Genomic DNA, 5115 nt, shown 5'->3' on the forward strand with positions numbered 1-5115 from the left:
CCCGCCCCCCCGCCGGCCGCCGCCGGCCGGTCGGGCCGTCGGCACCACCCCGGCGGACCGGGCAGAACCCGGCTGCCCGTCGCGGCGGCGGTGCCCCGGCCACGGCGGGCCGCCGGCGGACCACCCCGGCCAGGAACAGCGGCGGCGGACCCCGGCAACGGGGACGCCGGTCACCCTGACCGGGCACCACCAGGCCGGGAGGGTGGAGAACCCGGGACGCCCGGCCACACCAGACGACGGACGACGCGAACACGACACACACGAGAAGGACGTGCGCCGACGCACCACCGCGACCAGTACGGCGCGGCGGACGCGCACGTCGGACGAGGACACCGGAGCCGGTGCGGCCCGGTCGGAACGGGGAGGTCATTGTTGAGCGGTCATGGCGGTCCTGGTGGTCCAGAGATGCCTCCGTACGGGGCCGGTGACCGGCAGCCCGGACACCACCCCGGCGCGGAGCCGGCCCGCGCCGGGCTGTGCGTGGTGGTGGCCGGCGGCGGCACCGCCGGCCACATCGAGCCGGCGCTGGCGTTAGCGGACGCCGTCCGGCGCCTCGACCCGACGGCACGGGTGGTGGCGCTGGGCACGGAACGGGGACTCGAGAACAAGATCATCCCCGCCCGGGGGTACCCGCTCGAGCTCATCCCCCCGGTGCCGATGCCCCGCAAGCCCAGCCCCGACATGCTGAAGCTCCCCCTGCGGGTCCGGGACTCGGTGCGGCGCACCAAGGAGGTCCTCACCCGCGTCGGAGCCGACGTGGTCGTCGGTTTCGGGGGCTACGTCTCGCTGCCCGCCTACCTGGCGGCACGCGGACGTGTCCCCATCGTGGTGCATGAGGCCAACGCCCGCTCCGGCCTGGCGAACAAGGTCGGCGCGCGGTTCGCGACGAAGGTCGCCGCGGCGGTCCCCGGCAGTGGACTGCCCAACGCGGAGGTGGTCGGCATCCCGCTGCGCGAGTCGATCACCTCCCTCGACAGGGCGGCGCTGCGCGCCCACGCCCGGCAGCACTTCGGGCTGCACCCCACCGCCCCCACCCTGCTGGTCACCGGTGGCTCCCAGGGGGCGCGGTCGCTGAACACGGCCGTCGGCGGGGCCGCCGGCGAACTGGCCAGGGCGGGAGTCGGCGTCCTGCACGCCTACGGCCAGAAGAACACCCTCGCCGTGCAGTCGGTGCCCGGGGCTCCGCCCTACGTGGCGGTCCCCTACCTGGAGCGCATGGACCTGGCCCTGGCCGCGGCGGACCTGGTGCTCTGCCGGTCCGGAGCCATGACCGTCGCCGAGATCTCCGCGGTGGGCCTGCCCGCCGTGTTCATCCCCCTGCCGCACGGCAACGGCGAGCAGGCGCTCAACGCACGGCCCCTGGTGGACGCCGGCGGCGGACTCCTCGTCGCCGACGAGGACCTCACGAGCCAGAAGGTGGCCGAGACCGTCATCCCGCTGTTGCTCGACGGCCACCGGCTCGCCACGATGTCCAGTGCGGCGCAGGGCTTCGGCCACCGGGAAGCCGCCGTGAAGCTGGCCAACATGGTGCTGGAGGTGGCACGCCGGTGACGGGCGGAGGCAGGGACGGGCGGCACGACCCGACCCGCGAGGGGGGACCGCTGTCCCGGGTGCACCTCGTCGGGATCGGTGGGGCCGGGATGAGCGGTATCGCGCGCATCCTGCTGGCCAGGGGCGCGGAGGTGTCCGGCTCGGACGCCAGGGACTCGCGGACGGTGCTGGCGCTGCGGGCGCAGGGAGCGCGGGTCGGCGTGGGCCACGACGCGGCCCACCTCGACCAGTTCGGGGCGGACCCGACGGCCGTGGTGGTGTCCACGGCGATCCGGGAGGACAACCCGGAGCTGGCGGAGGCACGCCGCCGCGGCCTGCGCGTCGTTCGGCGGGCGGAGGCACTGGCCGAGCTGATGCGCGGCCACCGCGTGGTGTGCGTGGCGGGCACGCACGGCAAGACCTCCACCACCTCGATGCTCACCGTCGCCCTGCAACGGTGCCGCGTCGACCCGTCCTTCGCCATCGGCGGCGACCTGAACGAGTCGGGGGCGAACGCCCACCACGGCACCGGCGGGATCTTCGTCGCCGAGGCCGACGAGAGCGACGGGTCGTTCCTGGTGTTCGAGCCGTCAGTGGCGGTCGTGACCAACGTGGAGGCCGACCACCTCGACCACCACGGCACCGAGGACGCCTACGTCGCGGTGTTCGACGAGTTCGTCGACCGCGTGCCCGCCGACGGGGTCCTCATCGTCTGCCAGGACGACCCCGGAGCGGCGGCGCTCGGCGACCGCGCGGCGGCCAGGGGGGTCCGGGTCCGCCGCTACGGGACCACGGTGACGGCCCCCGGCGACGCCAGGATCCTCGGCCACCGACCGGACGAGGTGGGCGGGGTGACCACGGTGGAGGTCCTCGCCGGCCCCGGGCCCACCCCGATCGCCGGAGACGGCGCCGCCGCCGACGGCGGCGAGGTTCGTTCGGAGCGTCCGGCCGGCCGACGGCTGGACGTCCGGTTGGCCGTCCCCGGCGAGCACATGGGGTCCAACGCGGTCGCCGCGCTCCTCGCCGGCATCGAGGCCGGTGGCGAGGAGGAGGACCTGTTGGCGGGGCTGGCCGGGTTCCGGGGGGTGCGCCGCAGGTTCGAGTTCAAGGGCGAGAGTTCCGGGGTCCGCGTCTACGACGACTACGCCCACCACCCCACCGAGGTGCGCGCGCAGCTGGAGGCGGTGCGCGGCGTGGCGGGGCAGGGCCGGCTCGTCGTCGTCTTCCAGCCGCACCTGTACTCCAGGACCGAGCGGTTCGCACCCGAGTTCGGGACCGCGCTCGGCCTGGCCGACGAGGTGTTCGTCCTCGACGTGTTCGGCGCCCGGGAGGAACCGAGGCCCGGGGTGACCGGCGCGCTGATCGCCGAGGCCGTGCCCCTCCCGCCCGAACACGTCCACTACGAACCCTCGTTCGAACGGGTGCCGGCGCTGGTGGCGGGCCTGACGCGGCCGGGCGACCTCGTGATCACCATGGGCGCCGGGGACGTCACGATGCTCGGCCCCGAGGTGATCGACGCGCTCACGCTGGGCGGCGCGGGAACGGACCGGTAGTGGCGGCGGGTGGGCGCGGCGGGCGGGGGAGCGGTTCCGCCCGCGCCAGGAGCGGCACGAGCACGCGGGGAACGCGTGACCGGCGCGGCGGGCGGTCGGAGACCACCCGGCGCCACGTGCCCCGCCGTCCCGGCGCGCGCCGGAGCCCCACCCGCCGACCTCGCCGCCGTCTCCGGCTCCGGAGCCTGCTGACTCCCCGGGGCCTGACGGTCGTGTTGCTGCTCGGCCTGACCTCGGCCGCCGTGTTGCTCTACACGCCGGTGCTGCCCCTGCGGACGATCGAGGTGGAGGGTCTGGACGAGCTCACCCGGCAGGAGGTCCTCGGGGCCGCCGCCATCGAGTCCGACGTCCCGATCCTGCGGCTGGACACCGGGGGTATCGAGGCGCGGATCGCGGAGATCCCCCGGGTCGCGGAGGTGACCGTACGCCGGTCCTGGCCGGACACCGCCGTGATCTCGGTGACGGAGCGGACGCCGGAGGCCGTGGTGCGGTGGGACGACGGCCTCTGGCTGGTGGACCGCACCGGCCGTCCCTACGCGCCGGTCGCCGCCCAACCCGCGGAAGTGCCCGTCCTCGACGTGGCCGACCCCGGGCCGGGGGACGAACCGACGCTGGCGGGGCTGCGGGTGCTGGAGACCCTGCCCCCCGAGGTCGCTCGCGAGGTGCTCGCCGTGGCCGTGCCGACCGCGACCGACATCCGGCTCCGGCTCAGCCTGGGCCGGGAGGCCCGCTGGGGGGACACCCGGGACTCCGAGCGGAAGGCCGCCACGCTGGCCGCCCTGCTGACCCAGGACGGTGAGGTCTACGACGTGCGGGCCCCGGAGCTGCCGACGGTCAGCTGACCCCGACGGCGCCACGGGGCACCCGCGCCGCGCCGGGCGAGCCGGGGTGGCGCGGGAAGGCGAGAATCGGGGCGTCAGGATGACGATCACCACCCGACGCGGAAGGATCAGCACATGGTCAAGCTCGGATACAAGGCGTCCGCGGAGCAGTTCGGCCCCCGCCAACTCCTGGAGTTCGGGGTGCTCGCCGAGCAGGCTGGTTTCGACAGCGTCATGGTCAGCGACCACTTCCAGCCCTGGAAGCACACCGACGGCCACGCCCCCTACTCCTTCGCCTGGCTCGGCGCGCTCGGCGAACGCACGTCGCGGATCACGATCGGCACCAGTGTCCTGACGCCGACCTTCCGCTACCACCCCTCGGTCGTCGCGCAGGCCGTGGCCACCCTCGGCGTCCTGTTCCCGGGCCGGGTGCTGCTCGGCGTCGGAACGGGGGAGTCCCTCAACGAGGTGCCGGCGACGGCGGTGGAGTGGCCCGAGTACCGCGAACGCCTGGGCCGGTTCCGCGAGGCCGTCGACCTCATCGAGAAGCTGTGGCGCGAGGACTTCGTCACCTACGAGGGCGAGTACTACCGGACCTCGAAGGCGACGGTCTACGACCGGCCGGACACGCCGCTGCCCATCTACCTGGCCGCCGGCGGTCCCCGGATGGCCCGGTACGCCGGGCGCACCGCCCAGGGCATGATCTGCACCAGTGGCAAGGGGGAGGAGCTGTACCGCGACTCGCTGCTGCCCGCGTTGGTGGAGGGGGCGGTCAAGGCCCAGCGCGACCCCCGGGAGATCGAGCGGATGATCGAGGTGAAGGTCTCCTTCGACACCGACCACGAGCGGGCGCTGGCGGACACCAGGAACTGGGCCGCGCTCGGCCTGCCCGCCGAGTCCAAGGTCGGGGTCGAGGACCCCCGGGAGATGGAGCGGCTCGCCGACGCGCTGACCACCGAGGAGGCGGCGAAGCGCTGGATCGTCTCCAGCGACGCCGACGAGCACGTCGAGATGATCCGCCGCTACGTCGACCTCGGGTTCACGCACCTGGTGTTCCACGCTCCGGGCAACGACCAGGCGCGGTTCATGGAGCTGTACGCGGAGCGGGTGCTGCCCCGACTGCGGGACCTGACTCCGGGGCCCCTCCCGGCGGCGACCACCGGCTGACGGAGCCGGCGGCCCGCGCTCCCCGCGGGCCAGCGGCCGTGCCC

The 5115-nt window shown here is 74.9% G+C and carries 4 protein-coding genes; all 4 read left to right on the forward strand.

Annotated elements, in window-relative coordinates; all coding sequences use genetic code 11:
* Positions 1–405: 405 nt before the first annotated feature.
* The 4 genes from murG to fgd all read left to right on the forward strand — a co-directional run bounded on the left by murG (position 406) and on the right by fgd (position 5071).
* On the forward strand, positions 406–1551 hold the full coding sequence (murG, locus tag ACTIDRAF_RS0224525; RefSeq protein WP_016701315.1) for an undecaprenyldiphospho-muramoylpentapeptide beta-N-acetylglucosaminyltransferase: 1146 nt from the start codon (positions 406–408) through the stop codon (positions 1549–1551).
* On the forward strand, positions 1548–3083 hold the full coding sequence (gene murC, locus ACTIDRAF_RS31085) for a UDP-N-acetylmuramate--L-alanine ligase (protein ID WP_016701316.1): 1536 nt from the start codon (positions 1548–1550) through the stop codon (positions 3081–3083). Before murG ends, murC begins: the two co-directional genes overlap by 4 nt.
* A 212-nt stretch (positions 3084–3295) precedes the next feature.
* Positions 3296–3925, forward strand: coding sequence for a cell division protein FtsQ/DivIB (locus ACTIDRAF_RS0224535; protein ID WP_016701317.1), 630 nt, complete (start codon positions 3296–3298; stop codon positions 3923–3925).
* A gap of 114 nt (positions 3926–4039) precedes the next feature.
* Positions 4040–5071: a glucose-6-phosphate dehydrogenase (coenzyme-F420) gene (fgd, locus tag ACTIDRAF_RS31090; RefSeq protein ID WP_016701318.1), complete on the forward strand. Its 1032-nt coding sequence runs from the start codon at positions 4040–4042 to the stop codon at positions 5069–5071.
* Positions 5072–5115 lie beyond the last annotated feature (44 nt).

The organism is Actinoalloteichus spitiensis RMV-1378, from assembly GCF_000239155.1.
GTDB lineage: Bacteria > Actinomycetota > Actinomycetes > Mycobacteriales > Pseudonocardiaceae > Actinoalloteichus_B > Actinoalloteichus_B spitiensis.

Excerpts from the sequence above, each read along its gene's own strand:
- murG (WP_016701315.1), top strand. The coding sequence starts at position 406 with ATGCCTCCGTACGGGGCCGGTGACCGGCAGCCCGGACACCACCCCGGC.
- fgd (WP_016701318.1), top strand. The coding sequence starts at position 4,040 with ATGGTCAAGCTCGGATACAAGGCGTCCGCGGAGCAGTTCGGCCCCCGC.